Raw genomic sequence first — 18,564 nt, forward strand, 5'->3', positions numbered from 1 at the left:
AACAAAACCCTGACAAACAAACTGGCACCCACACCCGGACGGGATCCGAAATGCGAGCACAAAACAAACTGGCACAAACCGCCAATTCAAAAACAAGCTCGACACACTGTTGAGTTCTCAAAAGACACCCGCACACCACCAACCAGCCTCAACCAAGAGACCGGAATCCGGGGCACTCACAACCGGAGACCCGAAAGCCTACCGAACCCTGCGAGGAAGGTGGCCAGCGGGCCTGGTGACCGTTCCCCGTGGGGCCCGTTCTGTCCGGCGTCTCGCTGACAGGAAGAAAGTTACAGCAGCCCTTCCGGCAGGTGCAAATCGCCCCCCTGCATGGTGTCTGACCTGCGACGACAGGCCTGTTTCGGGCCCGTTTCGGCCGACTTCATGACCCAGGTCACGTCCACGATCGACGTGCCGGCCCGCCATTACCGGGGCCATGATCGAGTCGCCGCAGGTCAGCGGGCCGGAACTCGTCGAAAATTCGTTCAGCCGCGACCGATGTAGGGCATCGTGCGCGCCGCGATCGTCAGGAACTGGACGTTCGCCTCCAAGGGAAGGCCTGCCATGTAGAGCACCGCGTCCGCCACGTGCGCGACGTCGAAGGTCGCCTCGGCGGCGGTGGAGCCGTCGGCCTGGCGAGCGCCCGCAGAGAAGCCCGCGGTCATGTCGGTGGCGGCGTTGCCGATGTCGATCTGGCCGCACGCGATGCCGAATGGCCTCCCGTCCAGCGACAACGACTTGGTCAGGCCGGTGACCCCGTGCTTCGTCGACGTGTACGCCGCGCTCCATGGGCGCGGCACCTGAGCGGAGATGGAGCCGTTGTTGATGATCCGGCCGCCCTGGGGCGACTGGGCGCGCATCGTCGCGAAGGCTGCGCGCGCGCAGAGGAAGGCCCCCGTGAGGTTGGTGCGCACCGTGTCGAGCCACAGGTCGACCGGAATCTCGTCCGGGGTGGCGGCCGGACCGAACGTGCCGGCGTTGTTGAACAGCACGTCCACCCGGCCCCACCGCTCGCGCACCGCGGCGAAGAGCCCGTCGACGGAGTCCGGGTCGCCGACGTCCGCCGGCACGACGAGGGCCTCGGCGGCACCGGCGGCTCCGTCGATGGCCTCGTCGAGGCGTTCACGACGGCGGCCCGTCACCGCGACGCGGTACCCCGCACCGAGGAACGCGCGGGCCACGACCTTCCCGATACCCGATCCGGCACCCGTCACCACCACGATGGGCCCCGTGGGCCCCTGGTCCTCCGTCATCGAGCTCCCGTCCTCCACTCCACGCACGCTCCGGTCGTGTTGATCCGGGATCACCCTGTCCTCCGGCGGGCGCGCGCGCCAGCCCACCCGGAGACCGGATTCCACCCGTCGGGACCGACCTGAACTGTTTGAATGGGCGCATGACCGTTCCGCCTCCACCGGGCTCATGGGATCCGCGCAACCAGCCCGTCCCCGTCACGGCCGAGGACCGGAACTGGGCGATGGCCGCGCACGTCGGCAGCATCGTGACCGCCTGGTTCGCGCTGGGCCTCGTCGCGCCGCTGGTCGTGCTGCTCGTCCGTGGCAACGTCTCGCCGTACGTGCGCAGGCATGCCGTCGAGTCGCTGAACTTCCAGCTCAACGCATTCGTCCTGACGGTCGTCTTCGCGCTGCTCATGTTCGTGCTCATCGGGTTCGTGCTGCTGCCGCTCTACGGCGTCTTCTACCTGGTCTTCGTCGTGCTCGGGACGATCAGGGCCGGCAACGGCGAGGAGTTCCGCTACCCGCTGACGGTGCGGGTCGTCAATTGAGCGTCCCGGCCCGGCCGATCGCGTGGATCGACTGCGCCGCAGGGGCTGCGGGCGACATGCTGCTGGCCGCGCTCGTCGATGCGGGGGCGGATCTCGACGTCGTCGCCGACCACGTCGCCCGCCTTGGGGTGGAGCCGATCACGTTGCGACGCAACGAGGTCGAGCGGCACGGCATCGGGGCGCTGAAGGTCGACGTCGACACCGCGCCCGACCCGGAGCACCGGACGTGGAAGGCCGTACGTGTCGTCCTCGACGCGGCCGGACTGCCCGAGCCGGTCGCGACGCTCGCCCACGACGCCTTCGCCCGGCTGGCCGCGGCCGAGGCGCGGGTGCACCGCACCACCCCCGACGACGTGCACTTCCACGAGGTCGGGGCGTTGGACGCCATCGCGGACGTCGTCGGGGTGGCTACGGCGCTGCACCTGCTGGGGCTGCACTCCGTGCACGCGAGTCCAGTCGCACTGGGCAGCGGGACGAGTCGCGGCAGTCACGGTCTGGTGCCGATCCCCGCACCCGCGACGCTCGAGGTGCTGCGGGTGGCGGGGGCTCCGTGCTACGCGGGTCCGGCACCGCGGGAGATGTGCACGCCGACCGGCGCGGCGCTGCTCGCGGCGGCGGTGACGTCGTGGGGGCCGATGCCGCACATGGTGCCGCGGGCCATCGGTGTCGGGGCGGGGACACGCGACCTCGCAGAGGTCGCCAACGTCGTCCGGGTCGTCGTCGGCGACGCCGTGTGACCGCACCCGGTCAGGTGTTCGCGCCCGCCGCGGTGATCGGCCAGCGGGTCACCCGGCCGCCCACGACCACGACGTACTCGCGCGCGAGGTTGGCCGCCGCGCAGACGTGGTTCGGCGCGATCGCGACCCGTTCGCCCAGCTCGGGCACGGCCGTGCCGAGGGGGACCTCGACGACCGCGTGATGCTCCGAAAGCAGGACGACCCGGGCGTCCGGCATCGACGGGACGCGCCCCGCGCCCGTCGCCCATCCCGGGCGGTCCGCACCCAGCACCTTGCCACCCGCGTCGAGGACGAACCGGCCGTCACCGCGGGACACGACGGTCCCGACGGCGGTCAGGGCCAGGTCCTCCCAGCCGCAGGTGCCGAGCTCGACCTGCTGGGCGTCGTTGAACACAGAGACACCGGGCCGGACCTCGGTGAGGACCGTCGCATCGGAGTGCGCGAGCGTCGGCGTGGACCCGCCACTCACCTCGAGATCGTCGAACCCGCTGCCGCGCAGCAACTCTGCGGCCTTCGCAAGCGCGACCGCCTCGTCGGCGGCAGCCTGGGCGGCGGCGCCGGGTGCATAGCCGTGCCCGGGGAAGGTGAACACCCCCGCCACACGAACCCCCGCCCGGTCGGCGGCACGGGCGACCTCCACCACCTCGCCGGGCGCGACGCCGGTGCGTCGCATCCCGCAGTCGACCTCGACCATCACCGACGCCGACGTCCCCGCGAGCGCGATGCCGAGGTGTTGGGCCCCCTCGGCCGAGTCGACGCCGACGCGTAGGTCGACACCCTGCGCGAGAGCCCGCAGCCGCGCACCGCGCACACCCGCCGCCCATACCGGGTAGGCGACGAACAGGTCCGTGGCGCCGGCGCGGCTGAAGATCTCGCCCTCGGCGACGGTCGCGACGGTGAGGCCCACCGCGCCGGACTCGATCTGGCGACGGGCGATCTCCGGGCTCTTGTGCGTCTTGGCGTGCGGGCGCAGCCGCAACCCACGTTCCCGGGCCCACCGGGCGGTGTTGTCGAGGTTGCGGGACAGCACGTCGAGGTCGACGGCGAGGTACGGCGTCGCCGGGGCGTCGGTCATGGCGCCCATCGTGCGCGACCGCGGACGGGTACCGATCATCGGATGCTGCCACTATCATCGGCGGATGTCGATGGATGCGGCTGTGGCCCTCTTCCGGTCCCTGGGCGACGCCACACGGCTGGCCATCCTCAAGCGCCTCGCCGAGGGCGAAGCACGCGTCGTCGACCTCAGCCGGCTGCTCGAACTGCCGCAGTCGACCGTCTCGTCGCACCTGGCCTGCCTGCGTGGCTGCCGCATCGTCGACTACCGCACCCAGGGCAGGCAGTCGTTCTACTCGCTGACCCGACCCGAGCTCGTCGATCTGCTGCGCTCCGCCGAACACCTGCTCGCCGAGACCGGCGACACCGTCGCCCTCCGCCCCGCCCACACCACACCTGCCGCCGCGACATGACCCTCCTGCCCGACGCGCGCCGCAGCATCCTCACCCGCCGCATCCGGCTGCTCGTCGCTGCAACCATCACCTACAACGTCGTCGAAGCCGTCGTCGCGATCGCGGCGGGCACCGCCGCCGGCTCCATCGCGCTCATCGGGTTCGGCCTCGACTCCGTCATCGAGGTCAGCTCCGCCGCCGCGGTCGCCTGGCAGTTCTCCGGCCCCGACCCGCAACGACGCGAACGCGTCACCCTGCGCATCATCGCCGGCTCGTTCGCGGCACTCGCCGTGTACGTGACGGTCGAGTCCATACGCGGGCTGGCGGGCGCCACCGAGGCGGAACACTCCACGGTCGGCATCACGCTCGTCGCGCTGAGCGTCGCGATCATGCCGTTGCTGTCCTGGGCGCAACGTCGGGCGGGCCGCGAGCTCGGCTCGTCGAGCGCCGTCGCCGACTCCCGCCAGACCCTGCTCTGCACGTACCTGTCGGCAGCCGTCCTCCTCGGCCTGCTGCTCGACTCCACGCTCGACTGGTGGTGGGCCGACCCCGTCGCCGGTCTCGTCCTCGCCGCCCTCGCCCTCCGCGAGGCGCGCAACGCCTGGCGCGGCGACCTCTGCTGCGCACCCGCCGGGACCCACCACACCGGATGCGCCGACGGCGACGACTGCTGCGGGCCCTCGACATGACCGAGCCGCCCGCCGGTCGTCGTCCGGCGGGCGGCTCGTCGTGACGCCGCCACCGCGAATGCCCCCATGACCCGCGGTGACGGCGAGCTCGTGGTTGCTGCCGTGCATGAACAGAATGCCGCGCCCGAGCCATGGGTTCGAGCGTGCAGGCCCTACGAGAACGCGGGCCCGACCCCCCTTCTCGACGGGGGGCGCCCCCCTTGTCACCGCTCCGGATCGAGGGCCCGCGACACGCACGAACGACGGCTCGTCACCCGCCCGACAGCCTCGACACCGCGGCGGCCTGGACCAGCTGCTCCACCCACACCCACCCCAGCGCGCCGGGATCGAGCAGCTCCCGTCAGGGCGACGGCGATCTCCTACCTGCTCTCACCATGTCGGCGAGCGAGCCCGGCGGGAGCGCGCGCACCGCGAACGAGCACACCCAGCGATGATCGCGACGACCCGGCCCGGGTGCGCGAGCCGACGATGCCGGACACGGCAACAGAATCGTCGAGCAACACCGAGAGCCGACGATTCGCGGGCGACACCGTGTGCGTCCAGAACTCACCTGCCCGCTCACGCCGCCCCACCACCGACCCCCGTGACGGACTCACCCCGACCCACCGATGACTTCCGGTGCCCACCAGCGTCTACACGGAGGACCACACGGAAGGGGCACATCATGGGCAAGGTCGTCGCGTCGATCACCACCTCCCTCGACGGGTACGTCACCGGACCCGACGCAGGCCCCGACGCCGGGCTCGGCACCGGCGGGGAACGACTGCACTACTGGGTCTTCGGCGGACCCTGGACCTACGCCGAGGAACCCACCGGCGAACCCGACCCGGTCGACAGGGCGTTCCTCGACGACGTCATGGCGGGCCTCGGCGCCGTCGTCTGCGGCCGCAACACCTACGACTCCGCCGGAGCCTGGGGCGGCCGCAACCCCTGGGACCGGCCACTGTTCGTCGTCACCCGCCGGCCCGGGGACCAGCCCGCCGCCGACACCGGCTTCACCTTCGTCGACGGCTTCCGCACGGCATTCGACCGCGCGCGGGACACCGCAGGCGAGCGCGACGTCTGCGTGATGGGCGGCGCCGAGACGATCCGGCAGGCGCTGTCGGCCGGGTACGTCGACGAGTTCGTCGTCACGGTCGCACCGCTCATCCTGGGCGCCGGCACACGGCTCTTCCAGGGCTTCGAGCAGGACGTCGAGCTCGAGCGCACCGACGTCGTCCTCTCCCCCTGGGCGACGCACCTGCGCTACCGGCTGCTGCGCTGACCCTGCACACGACACGGCCCCCGCCTCACGAGGAAGCGGGGGCCGTGGCGGATGGCGCGAAGGTCAGCGCAAGCCGGCGAGGCCCAGGCTGGTGTTCAGGACGTTCCTGACGAGGCCGTCGACGTCGAACTGGACCCGGCCGGGGTTGTTACCGCTGGGTCGGTTGTCGCCGTTCCGGTCACGGTCGCCCCGGTCGTTCCCGCGGTCACCCCGGTCGTTGCCGCGGTCACCCCGGTCGTTGCCACGGTCACCCCGGTCGTTGCCACGGTCACCCCGGTCGTTGCCACGGTCACCCCGGTCGTTGCCACGGTCACCCCGGTCGTTGCCACGGTCACCCCGGTCGTGCCCACCCCAGTTGCCGCCGCCGCGGACCGGAGCGTTGTCGTCATCGCAGTCGCCGCCGCGGTTCCAGCCGTCGTACTGCCGGTTGCCACGGTCACGATCGTGGCCGCCACGCGGGTCGCCACCGCGGTCCCAACGCGCCTCCTGGACGCGACGGTCGTCCCCGTGACGGTGGTCGCCGCGGTCCCGGTCCCCGTGACGGTGGTCGCCGCGGTCACGGTCACCATGGCGGTGGTCGCCGCGGTCACGGTCCCGGTCACGGTCACCATGGCGGTGGTCGCCACGGTCACGGTCCCGGTCACGGTCACCATGGCGGTGGTCGCCGCGGTCACGGTCCCGGTCACGGTCACCATGGCGGTGGTCGCCACGGTCCCGGTCACCATGACGGTGGTCGCCACGGTCCCGGTCACCATGACGGTGGTCGCCACGGTCCCGGTCACCATGACGGTAGTCGCCGCGGTCACGGTCCCGGTCACGATCACCGTGACGGTGGTCGTCGGCGCTGTGGTTGCCGCCGCAGCCGCACTGCTGCCCGTGGCCGTTGTTCACGCCGCCCGGGTGCCCACCGCGAGGGTCGCCGTGCTGATGGCCGCCACGCGGGCCGTCGTTGTTGCCCCCACGCGGGCCCTCGTTGTTCCCACCACGCGGGCCGTCGTTGTTCCCGCCACGCGGGCCGTCGTTGTTCCCGCCACGCGGGCCGTCGTTGTTCCCGCCACGCGGGCCGTCGTTGTTCCCGCCACGCGGGCCCTCGTTGTTCCCGCCACGCGGGCCCTCGTTGTTCCCGCCACGCGGGCCCTCGTTGTTCCCGCCACGCGGGCCCTCGTTGTTCCCGCCACGCGGGCCCTCGTTCCCACCACGCGGGCCCTCGTTCCCACCACGCGGGCCCTCGTTGTTCCCGCCACGCGGGCCGTCGTTCCCGCCGGTCGGGTTGATGAACCGGTTGTGCGAGTCGGGGCCGGCGGACGTGATGAGGTCCTTGGCCTTGACCGGGCTCGAGTCGCCGTGCTTCTCGTCGGCGTGCGCGGCGGTGTTCGCCAGCAGCAGTAGGCCGCCCGACATGGCGGCGACGTACGCGCCACGGAGGAGGTTCTTGTTCACGTCCAGTCCTTCCAGCACGAGACGGCCGGTCGGGGTGCCGGACGCCAGGAATCTGCAGAAGCTGGAGATAATCAGCGGGGAGCCGTATCTCCTTGATCTCCCCAGCGTTGAACAGAGACGGGCTGTTACCGCCGTCTGTGAAGTTGCGCCGTGCAGCGCAGCAGGTTCATCCGAAGTCGACGCAACCTCAGTCGTCCTCGCGCGTCCCAGAGGCGCGGAGCGGCTCACCGACGGTCCCGGACCGTCCCTCCACCGTGCGTCCCGGCCGCGGCGGCCGCAAGGCGCGACGTGCGTTCCACAGGGGTTGCACATCCCGTAGGTGGGCGAACCGGACAGGTGGTGACGGAACGCCGTACCGTGGCGGCGTCCCCCGAGCCCCGAGGAGTGCCGTGTCCCGCGTCGCCGCGCGTGTGCCGCTGCGGTGGCCCGTGCTCCTGACGCTGTTGGTGGCATTGCTGGTACCGGCGGGTCCGGTGTCGGCGCGGGCGCACCAGGTGGCGGATGGCGCGACGCGGGCGGTCGGGACCGCGACACCGGTGCGGACGGACCCGGGGACGCGACGGTCCGCCGCGTCGGACGCCGCGGTGCTGCAGGCGTCGGCGCTCGTCGCCGGGTCCTCGGTGTCGGCTGTTGCGGCGCCGGCGGTCCGGACCCCGCGCCCGGTGGGGTCCTGGACGTGCGCGCCCGAGGATGCGACGGCGGGGCCTGCTGCGACGTGGTCGCCACGGTGCGGGCGTGGGCCTCCGGGGCCGGCGGCCTGAGCCGTCCGTCTCCGTCGTCCCGCGCACCGTGTGCGGGCTCTCCCCGAAGGTCCCCGTGAAACGTCCCTTGCTCGCGCGCGCTCTCGCGGCGCTCGTCGTCGTCGGCGGTTCCGCCGCTGTCGCCGCGACCGGTTCTCCCACGCTCGGCCTGGATCTGCGGGGTGGCACGCAGATCGTCCTGGAGACCCGGGACGCTCCGGGTATCACCGCCGACTCGACCGCCACCGACCGTGTCCTGGAGGTGCTGCGCGGCCGGGTCGACGGCCTGGGCGTCGCGGAGCCGTCGCTGAACCGGTCGGGCGAGCGGCGCATCGTCGTGGAGCTGCCGGGTCTGCAGGACCCGGCGGAGGCGGCGGAGGTGCTGGGCCGCACCGCCCAGCTGACGATCCGCCCTGTGCTGAACACGCCGACTGCGGACAGCGAGCAGATCGTCGACGACTCGGGTGCGCCGTTGCTCGTGGGGCCGCCCGCGCTGGTCGGCGAGGACGTGGAGTCGGCGCAGTCGGCAGCGGGTTCGCAGGGGGTGATCGGCTCGGTCGTCGACGTCTCGTTCTCCGGTGAGGGCGGGGACAGGTGGCGGCAGCTGACGGCACAGACGGCGTGCGCTCCGGCCGGGGACCCGGCGCGGCGGATCGCGATCGTCCTGGACTCGCAGGTGATCTCGTCTCCGCAGTTGGATCCGTCGATCGGCTGTGGCGTCGGGATGCTGGGTGGGAGCACCCAGATCAGCGGCTCGTTCAGTGTGGAGCAGGCCCAGGAGCTGGCGATCCTGATCCAGGGCGGCGCGTTGCCGGTGCCGGTGGAGATCATCGAGCAGCGGACGGTGGGGCCGACGCTGGGTGCGTCGGCGATCGAGGCGAGCGTGCTGGCCGCGTTGATCGGGACGGCGCTGACGGGTCTGTTCCTGCTGGTGGCGTACCGGCTCGCCGGGCTGGTGGCCGTCATCGCGCTGGCGGGGTACGCGTTGGTGGCGTACGCGGGGCTGATCGCGCTGGGGGCGACGTTGACGTTGCCGGGCCTGGCGGGGTTCGTGCTGGCGATCGGTATGGCGGTCGACGCGAACGTGCTGGTGGCGGAGCGGGCGCGGGAGGAGTTCGCGAAGCGGCCGCGGCTGGAGCGGGCGTCGGAACGCGGGTACCAGGGCGCGTTCACGGCGGTGATCGACTCGGCGGTGACGACGCTGCTCGCCGGCGCGTTGCTGTTCTGGCTGGCGTCGGGGCCGGTGCGCGGATTCGGGGTGACGCTGACCCTCGGTGTCGTGGTGTCGTTGTTCTCGGCGCTGGTGCTGTCGCGGCTGATGACGATCTGGTTGCTGCGCCGCAAGGTGATCCGCGCCCACCCGGCGTGGACCGGGCTGTCGACGATCGGCCCGGTGCGGCGCCGGTTGGACAAGGTCGACCCGGGTCTGCTGCGGCCGGCGGGGCGCTACCTCGCCGTGTCGGCGGTGGTCGTGGTGGTGGCGTTGGCGGGGGTCGCGGTGCGGGGGCTCGACCTGGGTGTGGAGTTCACGGGTGGGCGGTCGGTCGAGTTCACGACGACGAACCCGGTCGACGCCGACGCCGCCCGCGCTGCGGTGGCCGAGGCGGGTCTGGGCGGGCTGCCCGTCCAGACGACCGGTGACGGCGGGATCTCCGTTCGTGGCAACGACATCGTCGCTGCCGACGTGTCCGCGCTGCGGGCCGCTCTCGCCGCCGCGGGCGGCGGTGCGGAGCTGGAGCAGGACGAGCTGATCGGGCCGAGTCTGGGCGCGGAGCTGGCGCGGGGCGCGTTGATCGCGCTGGCGGTGGCGTTGGCGGCGCAGCTGATCTATCTGGCGGTGCGGTTCCGCTGGACGTACGGCGCGGGGGCGGTGGCGGCGTTGGCGGCGAACGTGGCGATCGTCGTCGGCTGGTTCTCGTGGTCGGGTCGCACGATCGACGGCGTGTTCGTCGCGGCGCTGCTGACGGTCATCGGCTACACGGTCAACGACTCGGTGGTGGTGTTCGACCGGGTGCGGGCGGAGCGGGCGACGCGGCGGAAGGAGCCGTTCCACCGGGTGGCGGGCTCCGCGGTGTTGTCGACGTTGCCGCGCACGGTGAACACGGGCCTGTCGACGCTGGTGATCCTGACGGCGTTGCTGGTGCTGGGCGGGGAGACGCTGGCCGACTTCGCGTTGGCGCTGATCCTGGGCATCGTCGCGGGCACCGTCTCGACGATCACGGTGGCGGTACCGGTGACGATCGCGCTGCAGCGCCGGTTCGGGGACGCCGAGCAGGGGACCCGCAGGAAGCGGCCGTCGGGCCGGCCGAGGGCGGACGCTCGCAAACGTGCCGACGGGGCCGTGGTCTGAGCGGGGCACCGGTGGCCGGCGTGAGCGTCGCGTCGGCTACCGTTGTTCCGCCCGGCCCGGCGCCGGTCGTGCGGACGTAGCGCAGCTGGTAGCGCATCACCTTGCCAAGGTGAGGGTCGCGGGTTCGAATCCCGTCGTCCGCTCTCTCTTCTCCGGTTCCGGAAATGCGGGTGCGCCGTTGACGGCGATCCTGGGTCTGTTCCACCGCTACCGCGGACGGTCCCCCGAAAACCGGTCGACCGGCGGCGCGGACCCCGGATAACGTCCGTTTCGTGCCCGAGTACCAGCTCTACCTCTGACGACGTCCGCCTCCCGGCGCCGCGGCTCGCACGCGTGCGCCGATCTCGTCGTCCCTGCTGGTCCCACCGCGGGCTGCAGCCCGCGCCCGGAGGCATCCCGTGCTGCGCCATCGCCCACCCCTGCGCACCGCCCACGTCCGCGCCGTCGACGTCCACCTCGCCCGCGGCGGCCGGCCCGTCCTGCGTGGCCTCGATCTCGTCGCATCGCCCGGCGACCGCATCGCCGTCGTCGGCGAGAACGGCCGCGGCAAGTCGACGCTCCTCGCGGTGCTCGCCGGCACCCTCGCCCCCGACCGCGGCGAGGTGCACCGCGCCGGGGGTCTCGGCGTCGCCGACCAGACGATCCCCGCCGGTGGCGGGCGGACCGTCGGTGACCTGGTCGATCTCGAGCTCGCCGGTGCGCGCGCCGCGCTGCGCGCCCTGGACACGGCCGCGGCCGCCCTGGCCGGCGGAGACCCGGGCGACTCCTACGCCGATGCCCTCGCCACCGCCGAGGCACTCGACGCCTGGGACGCCGACCGCCGGGTCGACGTCGCGCTCGCCGCCCTCGGTGCCGTCGACGACCGCGCCCGGCCGCTCCCCACCCTGTCGGTCGGGCAACGCCACCGCGTCCGGCTGGCCTGTCTGCTCGGCGCACGGCACGACGTCCTGCTGCTCGACGAACCGACCAACCACCTCGACGCCGCCGGGCTCGACCACCTCACCGCCGCGCTGCGCGCGCACCCCGGGGTCGTGGTCGTCGTCAGCCACGACCGGGTGCTGCTCGCCGACGTCGCGACGACCGTGCTCGACCTCGATCCGTCCATCGACGGCCGACCGCGCACCTACGGCGGCGGCTGGGCGGGTCATCTCGCGGGTCGCGACGCCGAGCGCGCCCGCTGGGAAGCCCGGTACGCCGAGCAGGTCGAGCACCGCCGGCGGCTCGCCGACGACCTCTCCGCCGCGCAGAACCGCCTGCGCGACAACTGGCGTCCCCCGAAGGGCACCGGCAGGCACGTGCGGGCGACGCGGGCCCCCGCACTGGTCCGCGCCGTGCACCGCCGGCAGGACGATCTCGACGCCCGCCTCGTCGACGTGCCGCCCCCGCCCCGGCGGTTCACGATGCCCCACCTCCCGGCCCGCCCCGGGGCGACGCTCCTGCGGGCCGAGGGCGTCGGCGTCGCGGGCCGGCTGCGGCGCACCGACGTCGCGCTGTCCTCGGGTGACCGGCTCGTCGTCACCGGACCCAACGGCGCCGGCAAGTCGACGCTGCTCGCGGTCCTGGCCGGGGCTCTCGAGCCCGACCGGGGGACGGTCACGGTGGCGCCCGACGTCGGGGTGGGACGGCTCGGTCAGGAGTCCGGGGCCGTCACAGGCACGGCTGCCCCGCCCGACCTGGGTCTGCTCGGCCCCGACGACGTGGGGCGACGGCTCGGTGAGCTGTCCGTCGGGGCGCGGCGGCGCGTCGACCTGGCCCAGGTCCTCGCCCCGCGGCCCCACGTCCTGCTCCTCGACGAGCCGACCAACCATCTCTCGCCGGCCCTCGTCGACGAGCTCACCGCGGCGTTGCGCGCCACCGACGCCGCGGTCGTCATCGCGACCCACGACCGCGGACTGCTCGCCGACCTGGCCGACTGGCCGCGGCTCAACCTCTCGGAACAATGACGCCCGGCCCATCTCGCTGCCGTCGGCGGAGCCGGACGGAGGGCGTCGGTGGGGCCGGTGGTGCGCTCAGCGGGCGGCGGCGATCGCGTGGGCGGCACCCCAGCCGTCGGCGCGCGCGGTGACGCGCCCACCGGCGAGCCGGATTCCGGCCTCCGTCATGTCCGACACCGACGGCACGCCCGCGGCGGCGGCGAGTGCGCCGTCGTCGTCGAGCACGATCCGCAGCCCGGCTGGCAGCAGCGTCGGGAAGATCGGGTGCAGCGCGGTGGCCAGTTCGGTGACGACGAGCCGGGCGAGCATGCCCGCCTCGTGCGGGTCGGCGGTGACGAGTGCGGCGGTGATCGGGGTGCCGGGGGGCGCGGCCCGGACGGCGTGCTCGAACGCCTCGAGCCGGTGCAGTCCGAGTACCAGGACGAGTCCGTCGCCGGGGACGGTGACCGCGTTGCCGCGCAACGCGTCGACGGCTGTGGGCGGCTGCCACGGCTCGTCGACGGGGCGGGGTGTCGGCGCGTAGGCGGCGAAGGCGGGCTCGGCCCAGGTGTCGCCGAGGTCGGCGTCGGCGAGGAGTTCGCAGGCGCGCACGACGGTGAAGGGCTCGCCGAAGCCGGGTGCGGCGACGGCGAGGCGCGCGGCTCCCTGCAGCAGCGTCAACGCGGTCTCGGCGACGCGGACCATCCGCCGGTCCTCGCGGCGCCGCAGGGTCTGTTCCAGGGCCAGCCCGACGACGATGGCGGTCAGCGCCTGGAGCTGCGCGAACGGGGTGCGTAGCTGTTCCTCGGCGGCGATCTCCTGTTCGAGGCCGGCGGCGAGCCGGACGGGCCCGCGGTGGTCGTCGGCGGCCAGCGGCAGGCGGGCGAGCCGGCCGCGGGCGAGGGCGGCGAGCGCCTGGGCGGCGGTGTCCGGGGCGGCGCCCGTGGTCTCGGGCGCGGGGGCCGCATCGGCGTCGGCTGCGAGGACGGCGAGGTAGAGCGCTCGTTTGCTGGGGAAGTTGGAGTAGACGGCGCCGCGGGTGAGCTCGGCTGCGGCGGCGATCACGTCGATCTTCGCGTCGCGGAAGCCCTTGTCGCCGAACTCGTCGCGAGCGGCGGCGAGCACCTTGGCCCGGTTGCGCCGCTGCATCTCGGCGCGCGACGGCGGCGTCAATCGTCCTCCACTGGCTTGCTTCCCGATGTCTGCCGACGATACCGTCACCACCCGGATGACATGAACATCTGATGTCGACATTCAGAAAGCGGGAGTCCATGAACGCGGCCGAGATCGACCTGTCGGACCCGGAGTCCTCACGCGACCCCGTGGCCACCTACGGCGCCGCCCGTGCGCGGTCGGCCGTCGCGCGCCTGGTCGCGCCGGGCATGCCGCCCATGTGGGCGGTCACCCGCCACGCCGAGGCGCGCGCCCTGTTCACCGACCCCCGGTTCGCCCTGACCGACGCCACGTTCGCCCTCCTCCCCACGCTCGTCGACGCCGCGTACCTGCCCTACCTGCGGACCATGCAGCAGATGGAGGGACCGGCGCACGCCCGGCTGCGGCGCGCGGTGTCGCCCGCGTTCACCCCGGCCCGGGCGGCCGCGTTCCGGCCGCAGGCCGAGGCGATCGTCGACGCCGCGCTCGACCGCATCGAGCCAGGTCGCATCGACCTGGTCGAGATCGCGCGCCCGCTGCCGATCGAGATCATCTGCGCGTTGCTCGGCGTCCCCGAGGACGACCGCAGGCCGTGGCACGAGTTCGGCGCAGCGGTCGCGACCGGGGCCGGACAGGCGTTCGTCGAGGCGGTCCCACGGATCATCGACGCGGCGCGGGCAGCCGTCGAGGCGGCCCGTACCCGCGACGGCGACGACGTTCTCGTGACCCTCGTCCGCACGCCCGACGGCCCCACCGCGGCGGAGACGGTCACCCTCGTCTGGCAGTTGCTGCTCGCCGGCCAGGTACCGGCGCTGCTCGTCCCGAACGCCGTGCACGCGCTGCTGACCGAGCCCACCCGCCACCCCGACCCCGCGGCGGCGGTCGACGAGCTCGTCCGCTGGTGCGGCCCGCAGCTGCTGTCGCTGCCCCGGATCGCGCAGGAGGACGTCGACATCGACGGCGTCGGGATCGCGAAGGGCGACATGGTGTCCGTGTCGATCGTCGGCGCCAACCGCGATCCGCGGGTGTTCGACGACCCGGATGCGCTCACGCTGGACCGGCCGAACGCGGGCGCGCACCTCGGGTTCGCCCACGGCCCACACTTCTGCCTCGGCGCGAGCCTCGCCCGGATGCAGACCGAGCTGACGCTGCGCGCGATCCTGCGCCGCAACCCCCGCCTGCCGGTCCCCGACGAGGCGACCCGCCGCCCCGACCCGGGGACGTGGCGGCTCACCACGATGCCGGTCGAGCTCAGCTGACGTGGCGCTGGAGGGAGCGGATCATGCGCAGCAGCGCCGCGGGGTCGGCGCACGCGACGCGGACCTCGACGTGACCCGTGCTGTCGGCGCTGAACCTCGCCACGTCGACGACGACCAGCAGCTTCGCCCCGTCGAGCCCGATGTCGAGGGTGGCGAACCGCCGGTCGGTCCAGGCCACGTCGACGACGCGGCCGTGCCGTCCGAGCACGACGAACCGGCGCTGCGTGAGGACGACGGTCCAGCGTCGTGACTCCTTCGCCCACGACGAGCGACGCCCGGGCGCGCTGTAGTGCCGGTAGGTGATCGTCCCGCGGGCCGTCTCCTGATGGAGGAGCCCCTCGCGCGCGAACTCCGAGAGGTCCGGCCCCGATCTGCGCCACCACGCCACGGCCCGGACGGTACCGGCGTCGCGTCCCCGGGGCGCCACGACCGCGGCGTGGGTCGCGATGATCGCGGCAGCGACTGTCGCCACCCACCGGGATCGCGGTACCAAGGGGGCATGACCGCTCTCCCGGCGTCGCGGCGCGCCGTCCGTGTCGATCGTTTCGGGCCGCCCGAGGTACTGGGGCTCGTCACCGAGGCGCTGCCCGTGCCGCGACCGGGCGACGTCGTGGTCGCCGTCGCCGCGGTGGGCGTGAACTTCGCCGACACGATGTTCCGGCGCGGTGAGTACCGACGTGACCAGGTGCTCCCCACAGTCCCCGGGGTCGAGGCCGTCGGGACCGTCGTGTGGGCGGGACCCGGCTCGGGGCACGTCGTCGGGACGCCGGTGGCGGCGTTCCTGCCCGACGGCGGCGGCTACACCGACCACGCGGTCGTCGACGGCAGGCGCGCCTACCCGGTGCCCGGCGACGTCGACCCGGTGACGGTCGCCGGCGCGTTCCTGCAGGGCATCACGGCCTGGTACGCCGTCGACCGCTACGGCCGCACCCGCTCCGGCGAGACGGTGCTGGTCACCGGGGCGACGGGCGGCGTCGGCGGGTTGGCGGTGCAGCTGGCGACCGACGTCGGTGCGCGGGTGATCGGGACGGCGTCGACGGCGGACAAGCGCGCCGAGGCGGTGGGGCTGGGGTGCGCGGAGGCCCTCGACCCGGCGGACCCCGACCTGCGGGGCGCGCTGCGGGATCTGGCCGGCAGGGGCGTCGACGTGGCGGTCGACGTCGTCGGCGGGCCGGTGTTCGCCGCGGCGCTCGACGCCCTGGGGCACAACGGGCGGTTCGTCGTCGTCGGGTCGTCGACGCAGCAGCCGGCGACGTTCGACGCGCGCCGGCTGATCCCGCGCGGGCAGACGGTGAGCGGGTTCGTGCTGCGCCGTGTCTTCGAGGCCGACACCGCCGAACCGGCACGGGCGATCGCGCACGTGCTCGGCCGGGTGGCGGCGGGCGCGGTCGCGCTGCGGACCACGACGTTCCCCATGGCCGACGCCGCCCACGTCCACACGCTGCTGGAGCAGCGCCGGACCGTCGGGAAGATCGTGCTGGTCCCCTGACCGTCGGTCGCCACCCTGGCGCGCAACCGATCTCGGGGGATCGCCAGTGCGCCCGACAGGTCCGGGCGACGGCCGGTCCGCGTACCTGCGCGGATACAGTGGTGTCCAGTCCGAGGAATCGGGAGGGCCGGCGTTGGCGGCATCCGAGCCGGTGACGCTGGCCCAGATCGCCAAGCGTGCCGGCGTCCACATCTCGACCGTGTCGCGGGCGCTGGCCCTCAACTCGACAGGCGTCGGGGTCGGCACGGCCGCCCGGATCCGGGCCATCGCCGAGGAGATGGGCTACCACCCCGACCCGGCCGCGGCCGCGCTGCGCACCCGGCGCAGCGGGGCGCTGGGCGTCATCGTCCCCCGCATCAGCGACTACGTGCTGGCGCGCATCTACGAGAGCGCCGACGACGCGGCGCACGCCCGCGGTTACACGACGCTCGTCGCCAACTCCAACGACGACCCCGAGCTGCGCATGGAGCGGCTGGAGAAGATGCTGGCGCGCCGCGTCGAGGGCTTCCTCATCGGCGACGCCCGTCTCGACGGTGACGACCTCGTGCAGGCGCTCGAGCGCCGCGGCATCCCCTACGTGCTGGTCAACCGCCGGTTGCGGGGTCACCCGTCGGTGTCCACCGACGACGTCCGGGGCGGCAGACTCGCCGGTGAACACGTCCTCGAGCTGGGGCACCGCGCCGTGGGCGTCATCGCCGGTCCCGAGTACGCGAGCACCTGCGTGGAGCGCACGCACGGGTTCGTCGAGCGCTTCCGCTCCGCGGGGATCAGCGTGCCCGACAGCTGCGTCCAGCCGTCGGCACCCGACGCCGAGGGCGGGCACGCGGCCGCCGACGCGCTGCTGACCCGCCATCCCGAGATCACCGCACTCTTCGCGATCAACGACTTCGCCGCCATCGGGGCGGTCGGTGCCGCCCGGGAGCACCGGCGGATCGTGGGCCGCGACATCGCGATCATCGGCTACAACGACATCCCGTTGATGAGCTGGCTGCCGGTGCCGATGAGCTCGATCGCCTCCCCGATGGACGACATGGGCCGCCGGAGCTCGGAGGCGTTGCACGACATACTCACCGGCACCGACCGCGAACCGGAGCTGCTGGAGCCGACGCTGCGGGCCCGCGACTCGACGCTGGCCGTCACGCTCTGAGCGTTCGCGCACCCGTCCGGCGGACGCCGCGCAGCCTCGGAAACGAATACCGTCTACCGGACAATTCCCCCGGGAGGCACGGTGGACTCGTCGATCATCTCGGTCGTGCTGCCGGTCGTGCTGGCCGTCGTCATGCTCGGGCTCGGGCTCAGCCTCACGCCCGCCGACTTCGCCCGCGTCCTCACCTCGCCCCGCGCCGTGCTGGTGACGCTCGCCTGCCAGATGATCGTGCTGCCGCTGATCGTGTTCGGGCTCGTCGTCGCGTTCGGGATCGGGCCCGACCTGGCCATCGGCATGATGGTCCTCGTGGTGTCGCCGGGCGGGGCGACGGCCAACGTCTTCAGCCATCTCGCCCGCGCCGACGTCGCCCTCAACATCACCGTCACCGCCGTGAACTCGGTCCTGGCGATGATCACGCTGCCGTTCGTGGTGGTGTTCTCGGTGCAGTTCTTCGCCGGGGCGGAGGCGAGCATCGGGCTGCAGCTCGACAAGCTCGTCCAGGTCGCGGCCATCGTCCTGGTGCCGGTGGCGCTCGGGATGCTCGTGCGGTGGCGGTGGCCGGCGTTCGCCGAGCGCATGGAACGGCCCGTCCGGATCGCCGCGGTCGTGGCGGTGTTCCTGGCGATCATCGCGGCGATCCTGCAGCAGCTCGACCAGTTCCTCGACGGTCTCGTCGCGATCGGGCTGCTGTGCCTGCTGGTCAGCGTGCTCAGCCTGACCATCGGCTACACCGTGCCGCGGCTGGCCCGCGTCGACCCCCGGCAGGCCGTGGCCGCGGCCATGGAGATCGGCATCCACAACGCCGTCCTCGCCATCACCGTGCTGGTCACGGTGCTGGACAACCCGGCGGCCGCGCTCGCGCCCGCGATGTACGGGGTGCTGATGTACGTCCCGGCGGCGATCTTCGTCCGGCTCGTCACGCGGAGGTCGGAGACGACCGCGCCGAGTTCGGCGTGAGCCGGCCGACCATGGTCGGACCAGGCCGACGTCGAACCGGCCGAGGCGTCCGGGTGACCGGTCAGACCCCGGGCGCGGACACCCGCGTCCCGATCTCCGCGGTGTGATCAGGCCTTCCCGGTCCGCGACGGGCGGGGAACTGCCGTACACGAAGTACGGTGCCGCCGACCCCATGACGACATCCCGGCAGGGTCGCGTG

Annotated in this window: 16 protein-coding genes and 1 tRNA gene; 13 read left to right on the plus strand and 4 right to left on the minus strand. The window is 73.3% G+C overall.

Annotated features, from left to right (window positions below; translation table 11 throughout):
- Positions 1 to 485: 485 nt before the first annotated feature.
- Positions 486 to 1,253: an SDR family oxidoreductase gene (locus AB7F12_RS06545; protein WP_428502225.1), complete on the minus strand. Its 768-nt coding sequence runs from the start codon at positions 1,251 to 1,253 to the stop codon at positions 486 to 488.
- Between the two features lie 140 nt (positions 1,254 to 1,393).
- Here AB7F12_RS06545 and AB7F12_RS06550 point away from each other — a divergent pair, with 140 nt between their 5' ends.
- Both AB7F12_RS06550 and AB7F12_RS06555 read left to right on the plus strand, forming a co-directional pair.
- Positions 1,394 to 1,783 carry a DUF4870 domain-containing protein gene (locus tag AB7F12_RS06550; protein WP_428502224.1) on the plus strand — a complete coding sequence of 130 codons (390 nt, stop codon included), beginning with the start codon at positions 1,394 to 1,396 and terminating at the stop codon, positions 1,781 to 1,783.
- Positions 1,780 to 2,520, plus strand: a complete 741-nt coding sequence (locus AB7F12_RS06555) for a LarC family nickel insertion protein (protein ID WP_428502223.1) — start codon at positions 1,780 to 1,782, stop codon at positions 2,518 to 2,520. The genes AB7F12_RS06550 and AB7F12_RS06555 overlap by 4 nt, the downstream gene beginning before the upstream one ends.
- A gap of 10 nt (positions 2,521 to 2,530) precedes the next feature.
- Here AB7F12_RS06555 and AB7F12_RS06560 read toward each other — a convergent pair whose 3' ends face one another.
- On the minus strand, positions 2,531 to 3,595 hold the full coding sequence (locus AB7F12_RS06560; protein ID WP_428502222.1) for an alanine racemase: 1,065 nt from the start codon (positions 3,593 to 3,595) through the stop codon (positions 2,531 to 2,533).
- 64 nt (positions 3,596 to 3,659) lie between these two features.
- Here AB7F12_RS06560 and AB7F12_RS06565 point away from each other — a divergent pair, with 64 nt between their 5' ends.
- The 7 genes from AB7F12_RS06565 to AB7F12_RS06595 all read left to right on the plus strand — a co-directional run bounded on the left by AB7F12_RS06565 (position 3,660) and on the right by AB7F12_RS06595 (position 12,391).
- Positions 3,660 to 3,986: an ArsR/SmtB family transcription factor gene (locus tag AB7F12_RS06565; RefSeq protein ID WP_428502221.1), complete on the plus strand. Its 327-nt coding sequence runs from the start codon at positions 3,660 to 3,662 to the stop codon at positions 3,984 to 3,986.
- Positions 3,983 to 4,654 (plus strand): cation transporter, encoded by a 672-nt coding sequence (locus AB7F12_RS06570; protein ID WP_428502220.1) that lies wholly within the window; start codon positions 3,983 to 3,985, stop codon positions 4,652 to 4,654. The genes AB7F12_RS06565 and AB7F12_RS06570 overlap by 4 nt, the downstream gene beginning before the upstream one ends.
- A gap of 664 nt (positions 4,655 to 5,318) precedes the next feature.
- A complete protein-coding gene (locus AB7F12_RS06575) occupies positions 5,319 to 5,918 on the plus strand; it encodes a dihydrofolate reductase family protein (protein WP_428502219.1) in 600 nt (199 codons plus the stop codon).
- A gap of 51 nt (positions 5,919 to 5,969) precedes the next feature.
- Positions 5,970 to 7,307, plus strand: a complete 1,338-nt coding sequence (locus AB7F12_RS06580) for a hypothetical protein (RefSeq protein ID WP_428517883.1) — start codon at positions 5,970 to 5,972, stop codon at positions 7,305 to 7,307.
- 867 nt (positions 7,308 to 8,174) lie between these two features.
- Positions 8,175 to 10,448 (plus strand): protein translocase subunit SecD, encoded by a 2,274-nt coding sequence (secD, locus tag AB7F12_RS06585; RefSeq protein ID WP_428502217.1) that lies wholly within the window; start codon positions 8,175 to 8,177, stop codon positions 10,446 to 10,448.
- A gap of 70 nt (positions 10,449 to 10,518) precedes the next feature.
- Positions 10,519 to 10,591: transfer RNA gene (locus tag AB7F12_RS06590), tRNA-Gly, on the plus strand.
- Positions 10,592 to 10,846: 255 nt separating this feature from the next.
- Positions 10,847 to 12,391, plus strand: a complete 1,545-nt coding sequence (locus AB7F12_RS06595; RefSeq protein ID WP_428516325.1) for an ABC-F family ATP-binding cassette domain-containing protein — start codon at positions 10,847 to 10,849, stop codon at positions 12,389 to 12,391.
- 66 nt (positions 12,392 to 12,457) lie between these two features.
- On the opposite strand, the gene AB7F12_RS06600 is transcribed toward AB7F12_RS06595, so the two are convergent.
- Positions 12,458 to 13,510: a TetR family transcriptional regulator gene (locus tag AB7F12_RS06600; RefSeq protein WP_428497666.1), complete on the minus strand. Its 1,053-nt coding sequence runs from the start codon at positions 13,508 to 13,510 to the stop codon at positions 12,458 to 12,460.
- Between the two features lie 95 nt (positions 13,511 to 13,605).
- Here AB7F12_RS06600 and AB7F12_RS06605 point away from each other — a divergent pair, with 95 nt between their 5' ends.
- Positions 13,606 to 14,772 carry a cytochrome P450 gene (locus AB7F12_RS06605; protein WP_428497604.1) on the plus strand — a complete coding sequence of 389 codons (1,167 nt, stop codon included), beginning with the start codon at positions 13,606 to 13,608 and terminating at the stop codon, positions 14,770 to 14,772.
- Here AB7F12_RS06605 and AB7F12_RS06610 read toward each other — a convergent pair.
- Positions 14,765 to 15,244 (minus strand): hypothetical protein, encoded by a 480-nt coding sequence (locus AB7F12_RS06610; protein WP_428497605.1) that lies wholly within the window; start codon positions 15,242 to 15,244, stop codon positions 14,765 to 14,767. The two genes, AB7F12_RS06605 and AB7F12_RS06610, sit on opposite strands and share 8 nt — an antisense overlap.
- Positions 15,245 to 15,271: 27 nt before the next feature.
- Between AB7F12_RS06610 and AB7F12_RS06615 the strand changes: the two genes are divergently transcribed.
- From AB7F12_RS06615 to AB7F12_RS06625, 3 genes are all read left to right on the plus strand, one after another.
- Complete coding sequence (locus AB7F12_RS06615; RefSeq protein ID WP_428497606.1) at positions 15,272 to 16,261, plus strand: quinone oxidoreductase family protein; 990 nt, start codon at positions 15,272 to 15,274, stop codon at positions 16,259 to 16,261.
- Between the two features lie 133 nt (positions 16,262 to 16,394).
- The gene (locus tag AB7F12_RS06620; RefSeq protein ID WP_428497607.1) at positions 16,395 to 17,408 is read left to right on the plus strand and encodes a LacI family DNA-binding transcriptional regulator; all 1,014 of its coding nucleotides are present in this window, start codon (positions 16,395 to 16,397) and stop codon (positions 17,406 to 17,408) included.
- Between the two features lie 81 nt (positions 17,409 to 17,489).
- Positions 17,490 to 18,365 (plus strand): bile acid:sodium symporter family protein, encoded by an 876-nt coding sequence (locus tag AB7F12_RS06625; RefSeq protein WP_428497608.1) that lies wholly within the window; start codon positions 17,490 to 17,492, stop codon positions 18,363 to 18,365.
- The last annotated feature ends 199 nt before the right edge of the window (positions 18,366 to 18,564 follow it).

The organism is Pseudonocardia sp. (assembly GCF_050250275.1).
GTDB lineage: Bacteria > Actinomycetota > Actinomycetes > Mycobacteriales > Pseudonocardiaceae > Pseudonocardia.

Excerpts from the sequence above, each read along its gene's own strand:
- AB7F12_RS06580 (WP_428517883.1), top strand. The coding sequence starts at position 5,970 with ATGGCGCGAAGGTCAGCGCAAGCCGGCGAGGCCCAGGCTGGTGTTCAG.
- AB7F12_RS06605 (WP_428497604.1), top strand. The coding sequence starts at position 13,606 with ATGTCGACATTCAGAAAGCGGGAGTCCATGAACGCGGCCGAGATCGAC.
- AB7F12_RS06560 (WP_428502222.1), bottom strand. The coding sequence starts at position 3,595 with ATGACCGACGCCCCGGCGACGCCGTACCTCGCCGTCGACCTCGACGTG.
- AB7F12_RS06615 (WP_428497606.1), top strand. The coding sequence starts at position 15,272 with ATGACCGCTCTCCCGGCGTCGCGGCGCGCCGTCCGTGTCGATCGTTTC.
- AB7F12_RS06545 (WP_428502225.1), bottom strand. The coding sequence starts at position 1,253 with ATGACGGAGGACCAGGGGCCCACGGGGCCCATCGTGGTGGTGACGGGT.
- AB7F12_RS06550 (WP_428502224.1), top strand. The coding sequence starts at position 1,394 with ATGACCGTTCCGCCTCCACCGGGCTCATGGGATCCGCGCAACCAGCCC.
- AB7F12_RS06565 (WP_428502221.1), top strand. The coding sequence starts at position 3,660 with ATGTCGATGGATGCGGCTGTGGCCCTCTTCCGGTCCCTGGGCGACGCC.
- AB7F12_RS06575 (WP_428502219.1), top strand. The coding sequence starts at position 5,319 with ATGGGCAAGGTCGTCGCGTCGATCACCACCTCCCTCGACGGGTACGTC.
- AB7F12_RS06600 (WP_428497666.1), bottom strand. The coding sequence starts at position 13,510 with ATGCAGCGGCGCAACCGGGCCAAGGTGCTCGCCGCCGCTCGCGACGAG.
- AB7F12_RS06570 (WP_428502220.1), top strand. The coding sequence starts at position 3,983 with ATGACCCTCCTGCCCGACGCGCGCCGCAGCATCCTCACCCGCCGCATC.